A 19,241-nucleotide genomic window follows, 5' to 3' on the forward strand; every position below is an offset into this window, starting at 1 on the left:
ATTAAGACCTTTCCGGGGTCGGTGACCACGGCACGCTAGACATGGATATGTTACGGCAACCCGGGAGGTCCTATCGGGTCTTCCTGCGGAAGCAGGGAGTATGGCGTACAAGCGATACAAAGTGAGGAAACCAAATGTCTGATAGGAAGTCGGAGGGCTACATAGTACCGTTGAAGCCGGGTAATTCCGGTGGAGGAAAGGTAAGCCCCCTATCATTTCTTATTAGGGACACATTATCTACACACAGAGGTGGAATTATAATGGAAACAAAACTATCGAGAATAGCGGAATTAGCTAGATCTCACCCCAGGATGCAATTCACATCACTGGCGCATTTGTTGGATGAGGAGTCTTTAAAGCAATGCCACTATGAATTACCCGGCAATAAAGCTGCAGGTATTATGGGGGTTACAAAGGAAGACTACGGTGAAGAATTGAATGATAATGTCGAGAACCTCGTTCATAGAATGAAGAAGAAAAGCTATCGCCCCCAACCGGTCAGACGAACCTATATTGATAAAGCTGGTTCAAGGAAGAAACGCCCATTGGGGATACCGGAGCACGAGGATAAAATCGTGCAGCGGGGGTTGGCTAAAATTCTTAACACAATCTATGAAAATGATTTCCTCGACTGCTCCTTTGGCTTTAGACCCAAAAGAAATTGTCATGATGCCTTGAAGATTCTTAATGTCTACATTGAACAGAGGTACACGAACTACATTGTAGATGTAGATATTAAAGGATTCTTTGACAATGTGGATCATGATTGGATGCTGGCATTTCTGGAACATCGAATTAAAGATCCCAGTATACTGAGGCTCGTAGCCAGATTCTTAAAGGCCGGATACATGGAGGAAACCAAGCGATATAAGGAGGAGTTTGGCACACCACAGGGTGGTGTTGTCTCGCCTATTCTGGCAAATGTTTATCTCCATTATGTCCTGGACTTATGGTTTGAGCGTAAAGTACGTAAAGAATGTAAAGGACAAGCGTACCTCGTCCGCTATGCGGACGATTTTGTGTGCTGTTTTCAATATCAGCAGGACGCGTATAAGTTCTTTGAAGGCCTCAAACAGAGATTGGCGAAATTTAACCTTGAAGTTGCAGAGGACAAGACGAACATTATTCCCTTTGGCAGATTTGCGGAAAAGAACAGTAGGCGGAATGGAAATAGGAAACCCCCGACGTTTAATTTTCTGGGTTTCACGCATTACTGCAGCCAAAGTCAGAAAGGCAAGTTCAGAGTTAAACGGAAAACTGACAACAAGAAGATGAGAGCGAAGTTGCGTCAAACTAAGAAATGGCTAAAAGAAAACAGAACCGAAGGTGCCGAATTTATCATGGATAGAATTCGAAAGTCACTTATAGGATACTATAATTATTATTGTATTACAGACAATTCGCCAACGGTTGATTTGTTTCGTGACAATATAAGAACGTTACTCTTTAAATGGCTCAATCGAAGAAGCCAGAAGAAGTCTTTTACATGGGAGAAATTCGTTTTATTTCTAAAGAAATTTCCACTTCCAAGACCAACTGTGAAAGTGAATATATACCAACTTAGAGATCATATTAGTTACATTCTGTGAAGATGATAGGTGGAGCCGTGTGCGGGAAAACCGCTCGCATGGTTCTGAGAGGGGAGTGATACACAATCAGCCGTTAGGCTGAGAGGTTCACTCCTACTTGACCATACGCAATTCTGAATTGTGTATGTGCCTGGCATTTGATTATAATGGTCTAAGAACGAATATGACGAGGAGGACTCAAAAGTATGATCGATGAAACAGATATGAAGCACCTGCGCCGTTCTGTTGACTTGGCAAAGACTGCTTTGGAAAAAGGGGACGAGCCATTCGGTTCAGTCCTTGTCTCAGGCAATGGTGACGTACTCGCCGAAGATCATAACCACACTTCAGGCGGTGACCATACGCAGCACCCGGAGATTGCGCTCGCACGTTCGGCAGCTGAAAATATGTCAGCTAAAGAAAAAAGCGAGGCGACCGTCTATACCTCAGGTGAACATTGCCCGATGTGCGCTGCAGCCCATGGATTAGCTGGTTTGGACCGTATCGTTTATGTTAGTTCATCCGATCAGCTAGGCAGATGGTTCAGTGAAATGGGGATGACCGGATTGCCCCGTGTCCGCAGCCTTCCGATCGAGGATGTGATTCGTGACACGACAGTTGAAGGCCCTGTTCCTGAGCTTGCAGAAGAAGTCCGTGAGCTCCATCGTCAGTATCATATGTAAAGTTTGACTAAACGGGGCTGGGAAAAAGACTGAACAAATCGCTTCTAAATACGAACGATATATTTAAGGCGTGGCCATCGCTCCGGAAAAACACTGCGCTTTCCGCGGGCGCTGATAAGCCTCCTCGTGCTTACCGCACTGCGGGGTCTTATCTAAGCTTTTCATCCCGCAGGAGTCTCCGTGTTTTTCCTGCGCTAAGCGAAAAATCCGAACTGATTAATATTGTTTGTGAGTCATAGTTCGGATTTTTATTTGACTAAACGTCTTTTGTCCCAACCCCGTTTGTTTATTCGATAATGATGACTTCGCCGTCTTTCAGTGTTTTAAAGGGGGTGTTATGATTTTTTATATAGGCAATAGTCCGGTCGATATCCTCGGATTCCGGGATGCCTGACTGATAATGCGGAACAATGGTATAATCTAATATGTTTAGTCCATCCCAAACTGTCGGGTAATCTTCGCCATATGGTTTTTCATCTGGATCATCCGTTAAATGAAGACCTTTTAACGTCGGTCCAAGCATACAAATGCCTGCACTGTACCCGCCATATAAGACGTTTTTGTTATCTCTATAATATGTTTTAACAATACTGTCAAAACCACTTAATCTCGTGGCCTGTGCCAAAACAAACGTATTGCCGCCTCTAACCCAGAGGACGTCGTACTGATCAAGTTTGTCTTCCAGAGCCCCTGTATTATGGAAATATTGTTTCAGATCGATGATATCCACAGTAAAACCTAGACGCTCTAAATCGGCTGCGTTACGTGCATCACTTTGATTCTTCTGGTTGATATCTGTCATAAAATCCATGGCATTATTGATAAAAGCTACGCGTCTATTGCCATCCTTTGTCATGTCTTTGAGTTTTTGTTCCTCACGACCCACGTCTTGAGATGACAGGTAAAAGTTCATATGATCCTCCTGCTTTTCATTAAAATAAATCCTTATATTACGATGTTAACATTAAAGCATCAGCGTTGGGAAATGCTACATTAAAGCCTGCGTTTACGGCCGGCTTTGGGTGGTCTATAATAGATGTAAAGAAGAAGTAAAGATGGGAAGTGCCTATGTCTAAGCGAAAGAATAGTGGCTATAAAAAGCCTGATAAAAATAGCAAATCTGATAAATCCTACAAGAAGCCGAACCACGCAAAAGGAAAACCAAAAAGCGGAAAACCAAGAGGTCAGACTGCAGTAACTAATTCGCGCCAACATGGACAGAAGGCCACAACGGCGACAGTTACATGCTCAGGTTTGACCGGTGAGGGCAAGGGTCTTGTTAAGTGGGAAGGAAAGCAGCTGGAGGTTGCGCATCTGCTGCCTGGTGAAACGGCTGAGATACGTGTGTCCAAAAAAGGGCGGTATCGTAACGCAGAGCTAAAGCGGGTGGTCAAACAGTCTGATGACCGCGTCGATCCGCCTTGTCCGTATTACTACGAATGCGGGGGATGTCAGTTGCAGCATATGAGCAACCAGGCGCAAGGGCGTTTTAAACAAAACATCATCGATTCGATTATGAAACCGTTTGGCAAGCCGGAACCCATTTTGACGATGGACCATCCATATGACTACCGGAATAAAAGTCAAATGACATTTGGACGGAATAAAGAGCGGCAGATTATTGGTGGGCTGTACGCTCAGAACACCCACCGAATCATACCCATGGACCGGTGTCTTATTCATGATCCAAAAGCGGACGAGATCGTGCAAACGATTAGGGGCCTGATGAAATCCTTTAAAATGCAGCCGTACAACGAAGATACCGGCCAAGGCTTTCTAAGGCATGTCCTGATAAAAGTTGGTCAGGTCAGCGGTGAAATTATGGTGGTGCTAGTAGCGGCCTCACCTGTCTTCAAAGGCAAAAATAATTTTATAACGGCCTTTCGCAAAGCTCATCCTGAAATTACGACGCTTTTGCTGAACGTCAATAAACGGGATACCAGCGTCGTTCTGGGTAATCAGGAAAAGGTATTGTTCGGCAAAGGGACAATCACAGACACCCTCTGCGGAATGACGTTCGAGATATCAGCAAAGTCCTTTTATCAGATTAATCCGGTTCAGACCGAAAAATTGTATGCAAAGGCCATTGAAATAGCAGAGCTGACTGGCAAGGAAACGGTGGTTGATGCGTACTGCGGAATTGGTACCATTGGTCTGGTTGCCAGTCAGAAAGCTGGAAACGTTATTGGCGTTGAAATGAATAACGATGCCGTTCGCGACGCCATTCGCAATTCAAAACGTAACGGTGTAAAAAATGCCCGATTCTATCAGGGCGACGCTGGCGAGTTTATGATGCAAATGGCAGCACGCGGCGATAAAGCCGATGTGGTGCTTATGGATCCGCCACGAAGCGGAAGTGACGAAGCGTTTCTGTCAAGTGTGGTAAAACTCCAGCCAAAGCGAGTAGTATATGTCTCGTGTAATCCGGAAACACAGGCGCGGGACTTAAAGTACTTAACGAAGCATGGGTATGCGGTTGAAGGCATTCAGCCGGTGGATATGTTTCCGCAAACCTACCATGTTGAAGCCGTTACAAAATTAGTTTTGGAGAAATAGCCTGGGACTTTTTCTATAACAAAACGGGCTGTTCGCCATATGCTTGTAATACTTGGTAATAAAACGGATCATCACCCATACAGTATATTCGATCACAAGTTTGCGTAATTTGATCGAGATCGTGTGATGTATATAGAATCATTTTTTCTTGTGTTTTGGCCAGACCCGCTAAATAGGATGCAATGTCTTTACGGGATTTCAAATCAATGCCTGCGGTCGGTTCATCCAGAATCAGCAAGTCAGGGTCATGAATCAGGCTAACGGCGATATTCAATTTGCGCTTCATGCCGCCAGATAATTGTTTGACCGTTTCGTTCCATTTGTTCAATTTCATGTCCTGGCACAGTTGCCTGAGCTGTTCAGTGTTTTTGTGGTTCCATGACAGTTTTTCAAAAAACCTCATGTTTTCTTTTACGGAAAAGTCCTCCCACAAAGCAATATCCTGTGGCACAAAACCGATTTGTCTGCGAATGATTTTAACGTCTGTTCGGTAGGATTGATCATATAACATGATCTCGCCGGCACTCGGCTGGGACAGTGTAGCTAAAATCTGCAGCAGGGTTGATTTGCCTGCGCCGTTCTCTCCGACAAGTCCAATCACTTCCCCGGGGTGTACGGTGAAGGAAAGATCATTCAAAATTTGTTTTCTGCCATAGGCTTTGGACAGTGTCTGGACCTCAAGCATGATATTGCTCCTTTCTCATCAGCCATAATACAAAAGTCACCCCGATTGCCAGCGGCCACAGACTGAGTAAATTTCCAGCAAGCAGTGGGCTCAGCGGGCTTGCAAAATCAGGAAGCCAATCCGCTGTAATGCGTGTCGGAAGCAGGGCGCCAGTGCCAATACCAGCCAATAATACAAGCGCGAATGCCACTGTGTTATAGTAAAACGGACGTTTAAACAAATGGGCCAATAAAAATGCCGCTGTGCAAATGAGCAACCGATAAACCAGGAGATTGGCGGGATTGAGCCATTCGCCAAATATATAATACAGCGAAACAGCTGTCAGCATATCTGTCATAAACAGAACGAGCGTGTACAGCAGGGAATTCAGTAGCAAGTAGGATTTTAATGACCACCGGGAAAATGTCAGACGCCATATGGCTTTCGACTGTTTTTCTTTAATAACCCAATCAAACAGAAGCATAGCGGAAAGAAGACTGAAAATCCCCCACAATCCCCAGACATTAAATGGCCTCTGGGTGTCATTCATCGTTTCATGATCACCGTGGAATGTCAGATTGGTAGACAGCAGATCTTCCTCTTTTTGTATCGTTTTGCTCTTAGCAACAATGTCTTCAATTGTCGACTGTGTTTGACCTGAATAGCGCTTTTCAAGTTCCTGAATGGTAAAAGCTGCTTTAGCGCGGCCGGTTTCCTGCTGAACATACGAGACAATCATTTCTTTAACCGGTGAGTAGGCAAGCGATAGATCAGATTGATAAGCGGTGATCAAACGGCTCCTGTTATTCTGCTGAATCTTTTGCTCAAAGTTGCTATGAATTGTAAATACACTGTCCAGATCATGTTTCTCCAGGCGATACAGTGCTTTGTCTTCAGGCAAAATTGTCGTTCTGATAAACGGGGCCGATTTGATTTTTTGAACGAGTGCCTCTGAAGCATCTGTTTCCTCCTTCAGAACAACACCGACAGGGATCTGTGCATCATCCTGCAGTGCATCGGTGATCATGATCACGCTGACTGTTGCCACAAACGGGAACAAGAGCCAGAACATGAGGCTTACCCACTGTTTCTTCCAGTGCATTAAACGCGTTGTGATAATCTGTTTCATTTAACAGCACGCTCCTTCCAGACGGACGTGCCAATCAGAATCATAACAGTGCATAGCAGCATCAGCGTCATGGGTATATAGTCCGCGTAAAATCTGCCGTTTAATATGATTTCCTGCAGCCAGCGAAAGCCTTCACTGGCAAATAAATACGGGAGCAGATGCTGCATATACAATGGAAAATATAGCGTTGGTATAATGGCACCGCTTGCCAGCAGCACTAGCAGCGTCAGTAATGACTGCATAAGCAATCGAATTTTATGCCCTGTAAAAATGGTTTCCAGCATAGCAAGAATACCCAAGTAAATTAAGCAGTACAGCAGGGTAAGAAGAGCGATTCGAATGTAGTCCTCACTGTATAATGGAATGGCCATTATTGAGACATACAGATAAAAGGAAATGGCCCCCAAAACGCTCGTGATCAGACATGTGGCCGTGATTTTGGCCGTGAGCTGCTGAAGCACCGTCACCCCGTATAATCGCATTCTGTTTTGCATACGAATTCCGTCATCATTCGAAAAAAATGAGTAAAATGCCAATAGCCAGATCGTAATGATGATAAACCAGGCGGCAAGACCGTAGTAGTGAACAGGCGAGCTCGTGGCCTGATTGGTGATTTGTTCTTCGCTTAGCAGCTTGTCTTTACCGGCTGTATAGATGAGAAAGTCCTTAAATTGCTGCACCAGTATATCTTTTCGCTTGTCATCAGCAATGGGCAATGGTTTTAAATAATCATCAATGGTTAAAATGTTGGCTTGTGACGTCCGAATATGCCTGGCAAGGCTGTCGAGCAATTCTTTAACAAGATAGCTTTCTGTCCGTCTTCCGGCATTGCCAGTTACTTCCAGTGTGACGGAATCCCCGTTGTACAGACTTTCAGTAAACCCTTTCGGAAAACTGACATAGGCGCTTAATTGCTCGTTTATTTGTTCGCGGGCCTGTTCTTCTGTCAGGGCTTCCATTTTGATATAGTTCCCTGTTTGTGATGAGCTTTCGATTAACTCGATAACCATTTCCGTTTCCTGCGACTTATCAAGATCCACCAGTCCGACACGAAGCGGTTCATCTTCATCCGGCTGAATAATTGATATGGCAATGACAGCCATGAGGGAAACAAGTATAACAGGGAATAGTAAAAGCAGAGGAAGCACCGGCAGCTTCCTCTGCAATGTCTTCAGATTGCTTTTAAAAAACAGAAGGCTATGTCTGATAAACGTCATACCTGCACATCCTTAATTAAAAACCGTTCATGTTGCCGTCTGGAGCCCCCATAATCTCCGTAAGCCATTGTTGGTATTGTGGTGCTACCGTCGTCCGGAAATAATTCCTCAGCTCGCTGGGTGACATTGTGCCAAGGTCTTTAACGTTATTATCCTCTGGTTTATCTACTTGCTTAATAACTTTGGCATCCCGGCTGACAGTCAGACTTACCATATTCAATGCCTGTGGAAGGGTTGGTGTTTCCACTGTTATATTATGCTCCGAATTCATGCGATCATTGTCATAGGATGCCTCACCAGTCCAGATCACACTTCCGGTTTGATTTGGTCCGGTACCGTTAACAGAAATTTCACGTTCAAATTCCCTTGTACCGTCCTTAAGTGTGGAGGAACCCTGATATGATAAGTCAGCACCATCTGCACTGATGGATACAGAATTTTCGAGTTCGTTATCCTGGTTTGACATATCAGCCTTCACTGTTATGGCATTGTCATTGGCAGCCAGTGTATAATCCAAATCTATTGTCGTATCATTTAATACTTGTGTGCCATTCATACTGAGGTCAACCAGTTTTCCATTCTGAGCTCCCATACTGATGGCTGACTCGCGTTTAACAATCAACCCGTCTTTAACCCAGATAGTGGACGTTATTCCCTCAGGCATTCGGATTTCTTCCAAACTGTTAATGGCTTTGTCGATATTTTTTTCATAGTTTTTAAGGATGGGATCGGCATTGTTTTCCGATGCACTGGCTAAAGTCGTCGAATAACCATTCAGATCTTTAATAATGTCTTTTACTCTATCATCCTTTTTAACTTTTTCAAGAAGGGCACTTACTAGATCTTTCACTTCTTTTTCAGAAAGCTGTAATGATAACTTTTCGGCTTCAATTGAATTATCCTGGATTTTGACTGATTCATTGGCGGACTCAAACGAATCATCCGACAGTTCTTCGTAGATCATTTGTAAGTATTCTTCCCGTAGATATGATTTATCATCCTCTGATAATAAGTCATCCACATGATTGAAAAAATCTGCAAAATCGATGGATTCGCCATTGAACGTCAGGTTCATGTTCTCCATCAGCTGAGCCAGGTCATCATCCTTAACCTGCAACGTTTTTTGCATAAAGGGCAGCTGAAGCATTAAACGGTCGTCATCCAGATATAGATTAATATTTTTCAGTTCAATACCGGCAACGTTAACTTGTAAATCCGTTGCGAGCTGCTTGTTTTCTTTATCCGTTTGCGTCGTTAACTGCAGTTTGGAATTATTGATGATTTGGTCCGGACTTATTCCCATTCCGCTGCTGGGAGGACCATTATAGTTTCCGGATAATGTCACTGTGTTTTCAGTTGGCTTTTCTTTTGTTGTCTTTGCCCAGTCGAATTCCGGTTGATAGCTTGTCGTTACATTTTCGTTCATAAATTCGAGTGTATTTGTTTCAGCTTTGAAGTATTGTGTTTTTGGAGAGTTGTTCATCAGTGAAAACGCTACTATACCCCCAACAACAACCAATACAGTGGCTGCAATAATAGCTGTGATCTTTTTAGGAATACCTTTTTTTATTTGATTGTTTTCTGTCATTTGATATCAATTCCTTTCTAAGTCTTTTCTGAGTCCTTATGACTTATATGTATTTATAGAACCCATGTCTTAATACAACAATTCAATTATATACCATTCCTGGAAATAATGGTAGATTATGTCGAAAAATGCTTTATTATAGTCAGAAATAAGTGCCAGGCACATACGCAATTCTAAAGTGCGTATGTGCCTGGCAGAGCGACCGGGCTTAGGTCGTAACATATAGTGGGTGGGATGCCCGCCGAGTAAGAGTTAGCCACTCGCTCGTAGCAAGTTTTGGATGATGGAAGGTAACTTCCATCATTAAGCGTAAACTGTTAGCTAGTGGGCCGTAAACGACGGTTGAAGGGATTGAGCCCCGAAATACTCAATGAAAGGGCAGATGGTTTTGCCAGTCCAGAATGCAACATCTTGATAAGTGAAATAGGCGAGCTTATTAAGACCTTTCCGGGGTCGGTGACCACGGCACGCTAGACATGGATATGTTACGGCAACCCGGGAGGTCCTATCGGGTCTTCCTGCGGAAGCAGGGAGTATGGCGTACAAGCGATACAAAGTGAGGAAACCAAATGTCTGATAGGAAGTCGGAGGGCTACATAGTACCGTTGAAGCCGGGTAATTCCGGTGGAGGAAAGGTAAGCCCCCTATCATTTCTTATTAGGGACACATTATCTACACACAGAGGTGGAATTATAATGGAAACAAAACTATCGAGAATAGCGGAATTAGCTAGATCTCACCCCAGGATGCAATTCACATCACTGGCGCATTTGTTGGATGAGGAGTCTTTAAAGCAATGCCACTATGAATTACCCGGCAATAAAGCTGCAGGTATTATGGGGGTTACAAAGGAAGACTACGGTGAAGAATTGAATGATAATGTCGAGAACCTCGTTCATAGAATGAAGAAGAAAAGCTATCGCCCCCAACCGGTCAGACGAACCTATATTGATAAAGCTGGTTCAAGGAAGAAACGCCCATTGGGGATACCGGAGCACGAGGATAAAATCGTGCAGCGGGGGTTGGCTAAAATTCTTAACACAATCTATGAAAATGATTTCCTCGACTGCTCCTTTGGCTTTAGACCCAAAAGAAATTGTCATGATGCCTTGAAGATTCTTAATGTCTACATTGAACAGAGGTACACGAACTACATTGTAGATGTAGATATTAAAGGATTCTTTGACAATGTGGATCATGATTGGATGCTGGCATTTCTGGAACATCGAATTAAAGATCCCAGTATACTGAGGCTCGTAGCCAGATTCTTAAAGGCCGGATACATGGAGGAAACCAAGCGATATAAGGAGGAGTTTGGCACACCACAGGGTGGTGTTGTCTCGCCTATTCTGGCAAATGTTTATCTCCATTATGTCCTGGACTTATGGTTTGAGCGTAAAGTACGTAAAGAATGTAAAGGACAAGCGTACCTCGTCCGCTATGCGGACGATTTTGTGTGCTGTTTTCAATATCAGCAGGACGCGTATAAGTTCTTTGAAGGCCTCAAACAGAGATTGGCGAAATTTAACCTTGAAGTTGCAGAGGACAAGACGAACATTATTCCCTTTGGCAGATTTGCGGAAAAGAACAGTAGGCGGAATGGAAATAGGAAACCCCCGACGTTTAATTTTCTGGGTTTCACGCATTACTGCAGCCAAAGTCAGAAAGGCAAGTTCAGAGTTAAACGGAAAACTGACAACAAGAAGATGAGAGCGAAGTTGCGTCAAACTAAGAAATGGCTAAAAGAAAACAGAACCGAAGGTGCCGAATTTATCATGGATAGAATTCGAAAGTCACTTATAGGATACTATAATTATTATTGTATTACAGACAATTCGCCAACGGTTGATTTGTTTCGTGACAATATAAGAACGTTACTCTTTAAATGGCTCAATCGAAGAAGCCAGAAGAAGTCTTTTACATGGGAGAAATTCGTTTTATTTCTAAAGAAATTTCCACTTCCAAGACCAACTGTGAAAGTGAATATATACCAACTTAGAGATCATATTAGTTACATTCTGTGAAGATGATAGGTGGAGCCGTGTGCGGGAAAACCGCTCGCATGGTTCTGAGAGGGGAGTGATACACAATCAGCCGTTAGGCTGAGAGGTTCACTCCTACTTGACCTAGATAGTCCCTATGATTTCCGTGGTACTTTAAAGACTGCGATGACTAGTAACAGGAGCGGTATGATAGTTTGAAATAATACCGAGTAAATGATACTGGTTGTGGCGAAATACTGACTAATTTCCTGTATACCGGGTGCCCACACTGTAAAACCAATGATTAGAAAGCCAATTGGCCAGACAATCGGGCGATAATCATCGAGTTTCAACCAATGGGCAGTACCAAGAACCACTACGTAATAAAATACGGCGGTTTTGATGAAAATTCCGCTTACCCAAATGGCCATTACGAGCGCTTCAATGTGTTGGAAAAAATCAGCGATGCTGACGTAACGAGCAGCATCCATGACTGGGTAAAAAAATCTTGTTGTAATTTCTCCAAATATAAGTAGAGTGGCTAAGTTTGTAATGACCATCGTAAACAGCACACTGGTCACAGAATGCATGCCCCATTTTAAGCTTTTTTTATGATCTTCTATAAAGGGAAGTAAAAAGGCGACCATAATAAATAAGCTGAACCAGCTCTGAAGAATATATGCTCCTTTAATAGATGGCATCATGCCATCTCCCATAATTGGAAACATATTATTCGGTTCCAGTTCAGGAATCAGTAAAACGATAATGATTATCCAAAGCAGGAAAGTCACGGGTATAAAGATCTGAGCTGTTCTTGCAATGGTTTCCAAACCTCCTCGTACGGCAATTCCGCAGACAATAACCATTGCAATATTAACCACAATCATCGGTGTTTGAGGAAGAAAAATACCCGCGACAAACTCTCCGTACTGATTCACGACTAGGGATTCGTTGTGTAAAAAGTAGAAGATATAAAAAAAGCCAATAACTTTTCCTGGAATGAAGCCAATAATATGTTGGCTGTATTGAATCAATGTTTCCTTCGTGTAAAGTGTGTTTAGCTTGTATGCATTATACACAGCCAGATACCCAGCTAGGGAGCCCCAAACAGGGGACATCCACATATCATGGTCTGCGTATGCAGCAGTCGTTGCCGGTAAGGAGAGAATAGCGGTTGCTAAAACAGCTGGATACATTAAAACCGCCATCTGTAAAGCTGAAATCCTTCCTTTCTCCACCCTATTTCCCCCTTTATCATGGATGTGATAACCAGAATATTATTCTTTGGTTTTAAATCCGTCATAAGAATATAGGGACTCTGTACCTCTAGTCTTCTTTTTCCTCACTTATGGCTTTTATAGCCTGTCCGCTCTTATCATAGAATATTCATCATAAGAAACTTGTGTCGCAACCATCCAATTAGAAGTAAGTGCCAGGCATATACGCAATTCTAAATTGCGTATATGCCTGGCACTTATAATCCATGGAGAAGACAAAAAGAGATATTAAAGGGAGGTTTCAATCTCCCGTTAAAGGTCGTTTCATTGATTCTATACACAGAACCGGGTCAGTCTATCTGGATTTAATGGCGGTTCCTCCAATCATTCCTCTTTTCCTGTGCATGTCAGGCAACTATCGTCTTTCAAAAAACTCCGCATGATCTTCAACATATTGTCTGAACGTAATTGGTTTCCGCCCCAGTAATTTTTCTGCCTCATCGGTCACTTTTTCTGCTGTACCGAGTTTTGTCATTAAGTACAGCATCATCATCACATTAGCAAACGTTTTTGGTGTTCCTCTTTTTATAAATGCCTTCCTGAATTCAAGCAGTCCCGGATTTGTATAGATTATATCCCGGTGCAACACATCTGACATGATGGAAGCAGCCTGATAATAGGTTATCGCTTCATTGCCGGTTAGCGTATAAGCTTTGTTTATATAACCATGATCTGTGAGGCATACAGCTGCACAGGCTGCTATATCTCTTGTATCAATAAAATTGGTTTTAGCATTGCCGGCAGGTATAAATAATTCCCCTCGGTATAACAAATCCTTACGATGCGTCGTATTTAGATTTTGCATGAAAAAGCCAGGGCGCAAAAATGTATAATTAAATCCTAGATCACGTATGAACGACTCAATTTTTCGGTGTGGAACGAACGGATTTTTCTCAACGCCGAATAGCGAAACGAATACAATGTGCTCTACGCCAGCTGCTTTGGCGCTTTCTAAAAATGGAAGCATATCTTTTTCTGGTGAGGACAGGTGAGGCGGGCGCATAAGAAAAATTTTCGTTACATCTTCCAGCGCTTGTTTATAGGTTTGCGGGCGCAGAAAGTCGAATGCCGTCACTTCTGCATGGCTGTTTGAGAAAAATTGTTTTCCCTTTTTTACATCCCTGACAGCAGCCTTAACTGTCACCTCCTTCTGTAATAGTTGATCTACCACATAGCTGCCTATATTCCCAGTCGAACCTGTCACCAATATTTTTGTCATAACGTCGCCACCTCGCGTTTCATATAACTGCTTTAACTTCAAAGTACATACATATTGACAAAAATTCAAGTTCATTATAAGATACATTTTAGAGTTTGTGACCAACCGGTATCTAAATGTAACCGTACAGTACAAGGAGGATTTATGTCAACAAAAAAGCAAGAAATCAAAGATATGGCGATCCATCTGTTTGCGGAGAAGGGGTATTATGTTACATCAGTTCAGGAAATTGCTCAAACGTGTAATGTATCCAAAGGAGCTTTCTATAAGCATTTCGATTCGAAGGAGAATTTGCTTATAGAAATTATCAAAGATCATCATGAAAGTCTGTTCAAAAAAGCGCATTCCGTTCAATATTCCGATGCACTGTCCGCCACGGAAGTGCTGCAAAAAAGAATTACGATTGAATTAGAAGAAATGCAAAAGAGCAGCTCTATTTTTTTCATTGTGTTAAATGAATATTCACCTAATGACCAAAGTGAAGTAGCTGACATGATGGAAAACTTCCGACTGGAGTTAATGGAGTGGCATAAACAATGGTTATTAGAAGCGTTTGGTGAAAAAAATCACTCCATTATATGGGATTTAGTAGTTATTTACGAAGGCATTATGAAAGAGTATACATCATTATTTATTTTTCGAGGGATAACACTTTCCATTAATCATTTGGCGAATTTAATCACCTCTGTGTTAGAAGAAGCAGGAAATTCAATGCGAATGATGCACCCGATTCTCACGAAAGAAAAACTATTTAAACCAATGAATGAAGAAGAAAAAGTTTCATTAAAAAGCAAAATGAATCAGCAACTTTCTCAAATGAAACTATTGGTGAAAAGTCTTTCTTTACAAGAAAACGAAAAGGATAAATTTACACAGACGGTTAACCATCTAACAAAAGAGGTAAGTATGGCTGAACCAAAAATGTACTTAATAGAAGCGTTGATTAATTATTTGAAATCAGAAGAAGCGCTAAGAACCAGCGCTATCCGATTGGAACAGACGATAAATAATCATTTGCGAGGGAAGGGTGAACATGCATGGTGACAGAACAGTCGCAAGTTAGCCAGAAGCAAGAACGAATAGGACCAATGATTGCAGTGATGCTTATTGGCGCATTTGTTGGTATTTTAAATGAAACATTACTGGCAACAGCTTTACCATCCATTATGGATGATTTTGGTATTAATGAAAACAAAGCACAGTGGCTGACAACGGCTTTTCTATTAGCTAACGGGGTTATGGTTCCTATTACTGCTTTCTTAATTGAAAGGTTTCCCACAAGAAAACTATTCCTAACTGCGCTGAGTATCTTAGGATTGGGGACCTTAATCAGTGCATTTGCACATGTATTTCCACTATTATTAGTTGGCAGAGTGATACAGGCAGCAGGATCCGGAATCATGCTGCCATTAATGATGACTGTTATACTAACAGTGATTCCAAAAGAAAAACGAGGCAAAATGATGGGGCTTGCAGGCATTGTCATTTCATTTGGACCAGCTATCGGACCAACACTTTCCGGTTGGTTACTGCAGCATTTTTCATGGCGTGCGCTATTTTATGTAGTTTTACCAATTGTTGTCTTAACGTTTATTTTTGCATACATTGTTATAAAAAATGTTATCAAGCTTACACACCCGAAAATGGATATACTTTCTATAATCCTTTCTTCATTGGGTTTTGGAGGTCTATTATTTGGTTTCAGCAGTGCAGGAGATGGCGGATGGACCAGTCTGAAAGTGATTGTGTCACTGATTGCAGGAGTTATTATTCTTGGACTCTTTATATGGCGACAATTAAAACTGCAAACACCTTTGCTTCAATTCAGGGTTTTTAAATTTAAAGCGTTCAGTGTTTCTATTGTTATTACCATGATAGTAATGATGTCTATGATTGGTGCGGAGACACTCTTACCATTATATATCCAGAATTTAAGAGGTTTTACGGCTTTACAATCAGGACTTGTACTTCTTCCGGGAGCCGTTGTTATGGGAATGATGTCTCCTGTTACTGGTGCATTGTTTGATAAATTCGGTGCAAAGTGGCTGGCCCTTCCAGGGTTAACAATCGTTGCCGTAACGACGTTTATATTCACGGATATGACATTGGAAACGCCGCTGTGGTTCATAGCTGTTATATATGCAGTGCGCATGTTTGGACTATCTTTTGCTATGATGCCGGTTATGACATCAGGATTAAATCAGGTACCAATGAAGTGGAATGCGCATGGATCAGCTATGGCGAATACGATGCAGCAAGTATCTGCTTCCATCGGCACTGCAATACTAATTACAGTAATGACGTCGGGGGCTAAAAGTTACGAACCAGATGCGTCGGCACTTCAAGGCCTGACACAACAAGAAGCGAAATTGCAGATAGCTCATCAAGCGCAACTAAGTGGTTATAATGATGCGTTTATTTTTGCGACCAGTATAGCCGTTGCCGGGGCGGTCTTTTCTCTGTTTCTTAAAAATAAATCAGCTTCCGAATAACAAATGTACTTTACATTTCAAAAAATAATATTAACCTCTCATGTGTTAATGTTAGCTCATAATGGGACTTCTTTAATGTGTTCTTATGAGTACCGAGTAGCCATAACTGTAGTAAATGTTTTGCATGAGCCTCTTTCCGAATGTCGGTGTGGGAATAGCCTGGAAACTACCCATTTCAGGCATCATCTCCGAAACTTGGGTGATGTTTGAACATCCGATTGACACAAACACTTGTTACCACTGTCTTCATTTTTTTTGCACAGATATGTTATTCTTAACTTTAGTTACGCAGAAATCTAGTTATTAGAATAAGTAACGAAATACAGTTAAACGTTGGAGGTATTATGGAAGCTATTGGTTTTTTAATTATACGCGTTATTGTTGGTCTGTACTATTCAGCACATGGAGCCCAGAAAGCATTTGGATGGTTTGGTGGTAATGGCCCTGGCAAGACAGGTGCATTTTTTGACAAAATTGGCGTAAGGCCAGGTAAAACGATGGCTTTATTAATAGGGATAAGTGAATTTATTGGCGGTATTTTATTTCTATTAGGATTGCTGATGCCTTTGGCAGCTTTATTATTTGTTATTCCCATGATTGGTGCTATTAAAACCGTTCACGGAAAAAATGGCTTGTTTGTCGATAAAGGTGGCATTGAATATAATGTGGTATTAATCGCTGTTGCACTGGGTATCACATTGTCAGGTCCTGGGCTGTTAGCATTGGATACCCTTTATAATATTCATTTTTGGTAAACATTTGTTCGGATTAAAACGTTCAACTATCGTAAAAAGCATGGCAGCAATAAGCGGTTACCCCGTTTCGCAGCCATGCTTTTTGATTGGTCTAATTGGCTTTAGTATTCCAATAATTATTTGCAGCGGCCACTGTTTGAAAATGCATAGCTATAACATCCGAGGCAGCTATGAGACTATTGGCGTTTTTGGAATACTTGGGACGCAGTTTTTTTCTGATTTTCAAGGAAGGTTGTGTATATTCCACGCCTTTTTGAGCAAGTGTGATGGCCAATTCAAATCCTTCTTGTGGTGTGTCAGTTTTCAAACTTTTTATCCATTTTTCCACGAAACCCATCCCCTTATATACCAATTTTTATAGCGTATGAACGAACGGAACCAAATGTTATGTTGCTTACGTTCATCCATACATTTATACAGTCCAATAAGATGTTAATGACCAATTGGCCCGAATCCTCTTTTCAACGAGGGTCTCTCTGTCGTTGGAGGTTCGACAGGTTCTTGTATGCTTGAAACTCCCTCCCGCTTGTTTTTATTTTATCATTTACTTCTCTGTTTAAATCCAATTATAATTAACTATACCTGATTATAACTATTATAATTGGAGGGTGTAACATGAAGTATGTAAAATGGTTGATGATCGCCTTTGTCGCCGTGCTGGCAGCTTGCAGCAGTGATGGCGATAATAGTGATGAAGAAAAAGAGAACGTTGCTTTGACCATTTCCGCTGCTGCCAGTATGACGGATGCGATGAAAGAATTAAAAGATGTTTATGAACAGAAAGAGAACGTCGCATTGACGCTTAATTTTGCAGGATCTGGAAAACTGGCTCAGCAAATTCGACAAGGTGCGCCGGCCGATGTTTTTATTTCTGCCAATCAGGACTGGATGGACAGGTTGGAAAAGAATAATCGGATTATCCAAGAGACTCGAAAAGATGTAACCGGTAACAGCATTGTCCTTATTGCAGGGGAAAATTCTGATCTAGATTATCAATCGATGGATGCTATTGAACCGGACGATGTGGATCAGATTGCCATTGGCAACCCAGAAAGTGTGCCAGCGGGAAAATATGCCGATCAAACACTAAGGTCACTTGATATACGGAGTAAATTAGAGAAAGAACTCGTATTTGCGAAAGATGTGCGCCAAGTCCTTACATATGTGGAAACCGGAAATACAGATATTGGGTTTGTCTATAAGAGCGATGCACTCATTTCCGATAAGATTCAAGTGTTGACGAAAGCTGCCGCCGAAACACATGATGCCATTATCTATCCGGCTGCTGTTACAGCCGATACAGAGAACAAAAAAGCGGCCAAATCGTTCGTTCAATTTTTGCAATCAGATGACGCTCAATCCGTTTTTGAGGAATATGGATTTGATATGCAGGATGGGTGATGATAATGCCTGATGTAAACATTTCGCCGTTATGGCTTTCCTTTAAGACAGCCGCCATTGCAACAGTTATTGTATTTATTATTGGTGTTTTTCTAGCAAGGGTGATGGCACGGAATCACTTTTTTGGGAAAAGTGTTGTTGAAGCCATTTTTATGCTGCCACTCGTCTTGCCGCCCACCGTTGTTGGGTTTGGACTACTCGTTATTTTTGGGAAAAATGGCCCCTTAGGTTCGATATTGGAGACGGTTTTTGATATGCAAATTGTGTTTCAGTGGAATGCTGTTCTCATAGCAGCCGTTGTCGTAGCTTTTCCATTAATGTATCAAAGTGCCACGGCGGCTTTTCAGCAATACGATGCCAATGTGGAAAAGGCGGCATATACGATGGGGGCCTCAAAATGGAGAGTGTTTTGGACCATTTCCTTCCCCATAGCATGGCCGGGGTTGTTGTCCGGGCTTGTCTTAACGTTTGCCAGGGCGCTTGGCGAATTTGGTGCAACATTGATGCTTGCAGGCTATATCCCTGGTGAGACGAATACGATACCGCTTGCGATTTATTTTGAGGTTCAAGCAGGGAATACGGAAGTAGCCGCCTTTTGGGTGATTATTATTATTGCTCTTGGTTTCAGTGCTATATTGTGGCTGAATTGGTGGAGCAAACGAAATATGATGCGCTACAAAAGCAATTCCAGATGATGAGGAGAGTTCGAT

General features: G+C 42.1%; 17 protein-coding genes. 9 read left to right on the plus strand and 8 right to left on the minus strand.

The window, feature by feature from the left end; translation table 11 throughout:
- Nucleotides 1-134 precede the first annotated feature (134 nt).
- A complete protein-coding gene (ltrA, locus tag ACZ5Q7_RS06500; protein ID WP_464432767.1) occupies nucleotides 135-1,589 on the plus strand; it encodes a group II intron reverse transcriptase/maturase in 1,455 nt (484 codons plus the stop codon).
- Between the two features lie 185 nt (nucleotides 1,590-1,774).
- Entirely contained in the window at nucleotides 1,775-2,251 is a 477-nt protein-coding gene (locus tag ACZ5Q7_RS06505; protein WP_343751995.1) for a nucleoside deaminase, read from the plus strand.
- A gap of 286 nt (nucleotides 2,252-2,537) precedes the next feature.
- Here ACZ5Q7_RS06505 and ACZ5Q7_RS06510 read toward each other — a convergent pair whose 3' ends face one another.
- The gene (locus ACZ5Q7_RS06510; protein ID WP_343751996.1) at nucleotides 2,538-3,164 is read right to left on the minus strand and encodes a Type 1 glutamine amidotransferase-like domain-containing protein; all 627 of its coding nucleotides are present in this window, start codon (nucleotides 3,162-3,164) and stop codon (nucleotides 2,538-2,540) included.
- A 155-nt stretch (nucleotides 3,165-3,319) separates the two neighbouring features.
- Here ACZ5Q7_RS06510 and rlmD point away from each other — a divergent pair, with 155 nt between their 5' ends.
- Nucleotides 3,320-4,807 carry a 23S rRNA (uracil(1939)-C(5))-methyltransferase RlmD gene (gene rlmD, locus ACZ5Q7_RS06515; RefSeq protein WP_343751997.1) on the plus strand — a complete coding sequence of 496 codons (1,488 nt, stop codon included), beginning with the start codon at nucleotides 3,320-3,322 and terminating at the stop codon, nucleotides 4,805-4,807.
- A gap of 13 nt (nucleotides 4,808-4,820) precedes the next feature.
- Here rlmD and ACZ5Q7_RS06520 read toward each other — a convergent pair whose 3' ends face one another.
- From ACZ5Q7_RS06520 to ACZ5Q7_RS06535, 4 genes are read right to left on the minus strand one after another with little or no spacing between them, the layout of a single operon-like run.
- Complete coding sequence (locus tag ACZ5Q7_RS06520) at nucleotides 4,821-5,492, minus strand: ABC transporter ATP-binding protein (protein WP_343751998.1); 672 nt, start codon at nucleotides 5,490-5,492, stop codon at nucleotides 4,821-4,823.
- Nucleotides 5,485-6,600 carry an ABC transporter permease gene (locus tag ACZ5Q7_RS06525; RefSeq protein WP_343751999.1) on the minus strand — a complete coding sequence of 372 codons (1,116 nt, stop codon included), beginning with the start codon at nucleotides 6,598-6,600 and terminating at the stop codon, nucleotides 5,485-5,487. The genes ACZ5Q7_RS06520 and ACZ5Q7_RS06525 overlap by 8 nt, the downstream gene beginning before the upstream one ends.
- On the minus strand, nucleotides 6,597-7,817 hold the full coding sequence (locus ACZ5Q7_RS06530; RefSeq protein ID WP_343752000.1) for an ABC transporter permease: 1,221 nt from the start codon (nucleotides 7,815-7,817) through the stop codon (nucleotides 6,597-6,599). Before ACZ5Q7_RS06530 ends, ACZ5Q7_RS06525 begins: the two co-directional genes overlap by 4 nt.
- Before the next feature lie 16 nt (nucleotides 7,818-7,833).
- Entirely contained in the window at nucleotides 7,834-9,405 is a 1,572-nt protein-coding gene (locus ACZ5Q7_RS06535) for a DUF6583 family protein (RefSeq protein WP_343752001.1), read from the minus strand.
- Nucleotides 9,406-9,974: 569 nt separating this feature from the next.
- On the opposite strand from ACZ5Q7_RS06535, the gene ltrA (ACZ5Q7_RS06540) reads away from it, so the two are divergent.
- Entirely contained in the window at nucleotides 9,975-11,429 is a 1,455-nt protein-coding gene (gene ltrA / locus ACZ5Q7_RS06540) for a group II intron reverse transcriptase/maturase (protein WP_464432767.1), read from the plus strand.
- A gap of 113 nt (nucleotides 11,430-11,542) precedes the next feature.
- Here ltrA (ACZ5Q7_RS06540) and ACZ5Q7_RS06545 read toward each other — a convergent pair whose 3' ends face one another.
- Nucleotides 11,543-12,625 (minus strand): GerAB/ArcD/ProY family transporter, encoded by a 1,083-nt coding sequence (locus ACZ5Q7_RS06545; protein WP_343751635.1) that lies wholly within the window; start codon nucleotides 12,623-12,625, stop codon nucleotides 11,543-11,545.
- 394 nt (nucleotides 12,626-13,019) lie between these two features.
- Nucleotides 13,020-13,883 (minus strand): SDR family oxidoreductase, encoded by an 864-nt coding sequence (locus tag ACZ5Q7_RS06550; protein ID WP_343751633.1) that lies wholly within the window; start codon nucleotides 13,881-13,883, stop codon nucleotides 13,020-13,022.
- 144 nt (nucleotides 13,884-14,027) lie between these two features.
- On the opposite strand from ACZ5Q7_RS06550, the gene ACZ5Q7_RS06555 reads away from it, so the two are divergent.
- The 3 genes from ACZ5Q7_RS06555 to ACZ5Q7_RS06565 all read left to right on the plus strand — a co-directional run bounded on the left by ACZ5Q7_RS06555 (nucleotide 14,028) and on the right by ACZ5Q7_RS06565 (nucleotide 17,130).
- A complete protein-coding gene (locus tag ACZ5Q7_RS06555; protein ID WP_343751631.1) occupies nucleotides 14,028-14,927 on the plus strand; it encodes a TetR/AcrR family transcriptional regulator in 900 nt (299 codons plus the stop codon).
- The gene (locus tag ACZ5Q7_RS06560) at nucleotides 14,921-16,375 is read left to right on the plus strand and encodes an MDR family MFS transporter (RefSeq protein WP_343751630.1); all 1,455 of its coding nucleotides are present in this window, start codon (nucleotides 14,921-14,923) and stop codon (nucleotides 16,373-16,375) included. Before ACZ5Q7_RS06555 ends, ACZ5Q7_RS06560 begins: the two co-directional genes overlap by 7 nt.
- Nucleotides 16,376-16,719: 344 nt before the next feature.
- On the plus strand, nucleotides 16,720-17,130 hold the full coding sequence (locus ACZ5Q7_RS06565) for a DoxX family protein (protein ID WP_343751628.1): 411 nt from the start codon (nucleotides 16,720-16,722) through the stop codon (nucleotides 17,128-17,130).
- 91 nt (nucleotides 17,131-17,221) lie between these two features.
- Here ACZ5Q7_RS06565 and ACZ5Q7_RS06570 read toward each other — a convergent pair whose 3' ends face one another.
- Nucleotides 17,222-17,458, minus strand: a complete 237-nt coding sequence (locus ACZ5Q7_RS06570; protein ID WP_343751627.1) for a hexameric tyrosine-coordinated heme protein — start codon at nucleotides 17,456-17,458, stop codon at nucleotides 17,222-17,224.
- Between the two features lie 287 nt (nucleotides 17,459-17,745).
- Here ACZ5Q7_RS06570 and modA point away from each other — a divergent pair, with 287 nt between their 5' ends.
- Together modA and modB are read left to right on the plus strand one after the other, a co-directional pair.
- Nucleotides 17,746-18,531 carry a molybdate ABC transporter substrate-binding protein gene (modA, locus tag ACZ5Q7_RS06575; RefSeq protein WP_343751626.1) on the plus strand — a complete coding sequence of 262 codons (786 nt, stop codon included), beginning with the start codon at nucleotides 17,746-17,748 and terminating at the stop codon, nucleotides 18,529-18,531.
- Nucleotides 18,532-18,536: 5 nt separating this feature from the next.
- Nucleotides 18,537-19,226, plus strand: coding sequence for a molybdate ABC transporter permease subunit (gene modB / locus ACZ5Q7_RS06580; RefSeq protein ID WP_343751624.1), 690 nt, complete (start codon nucleotides 18,537-18,539; stop codon nucleotides 19,224-19,226).
- Nucleotides 19,227-19,241 lie beyond the last annotated feature (15 nt).

The sequence above is a fragment of the Lentibacillus halophilus genome, assembly GCF_055395055.1.

Excerpts from the sequence above, each read along its gene's own strand:
- ACZ5Q7_RS06555 (WP_343751631.1), top strand. The coding sequence starts at position 14,028 with ATGTCAACAAAAAAGCAAGAAATCAAAGATATGGCGATCCATCTGTTT.
- ACZ5Q7_RS06525 (WP_343751999.1), bottom strand. The coding sequence starts at position 6,600 with ATGAAACAGATTATCACAACGCGTTTAATGCACTGGAAGAAACAGTGG.
- ACZ5Q7_RS06535 (WP_343752001.1), bottom strand. The coding sequence starts at position 9,405 with ATGACAGAAAACAATCAAATAAAAAAAGGTATTCCTAAAAAGATCACA.
- ACZ5Q7_RS06565 (WP_343751628.1), top strand. The coding sequence starts at position 16,720 with ATGGAAGCTATTGGTTTTTTAATTATACGCGTTATTGTTGGTCTGTAC.
- ACZ5Q7_RS06530 (WP_343752000.1), bottom strand. The coding sequence starts at position 7,817 with ATGACGTTTATCAGACATAGCCTTCTGTTTTTTAAAAGCAATCTGAAG.
- rlmD (WP_343751997.1), top strand. The coding sequence starts at position 3,320 with ATGTCTAAGCGAAAGAATAGTGGCTATAAAAAGCCTGATAAAAATAGC.
- modB (WP_343751624.1), top strand. The coding sequence starts at position 18,537 with ATGCCTGATGTAAACATTTCGCCGTTATGGCTTTCCTTTAAGACAGCC.
- modA (WP_343751626.1), top strand. The coding sequence starts at position 17,746 with ATGAAGTATGTAAAATGGTTGATGATCGCCTTTGTCGCCGTGCTGGCA.
- ACZ5Q7_RS06560 (WP_343751630.1), top strand. The coding sequence starts at position 14,921 with ATGGTGACAGAACAGTCGCAAGTTAGCCAGAAGCAAGAACGAATAGGA.
- ltrA (WP_464432767.1), top strand. The coding sequence starts at position 135 with ATGTCTGATAGGAAGTCGGAGGGCTACATAGTACCGTTGAAGCCGGGT.
- ACZ5Q7_RS06510 (WP_343751996.1), bottom strand. The coding sequence starts at position 3,164 with ATGAACTTTTACCTGTCATCTCAAGACGTGGGTCGTGAGGAACAAAAA.
- ltrA (WP_464432767.1), top strand. The coding sequence starts at position 9,975 with ATGTCTGATAGGAAGTCGGAGGGCTACATAGTACCGTTGAAGCCGGGT.
- ACZ5Q7_RS06520 (WP_343751998.1), bottom strand. The coding sequence starts at position 5,492 with ATGCTTGAGGTCCAGACACTGTCCAAAGCCTATGGCAGAAAACAAATT.
- ACZ5Q7_RS06505 (WP_343751995.1), top strand. The coding sequence starts at position 1,775 with ATGATCGATGAAACAGATATGAAGCACCTGCGCCGTTCTGTTGACTTG.
- ACZ5Q7_RS06550 (WP_343751633.1), bottom strand. The coding sequence starts at position 13,883 with ATGACAAAAATATTGGTGACAGGTTCGACTGGGAATATAGGCAGCTAT.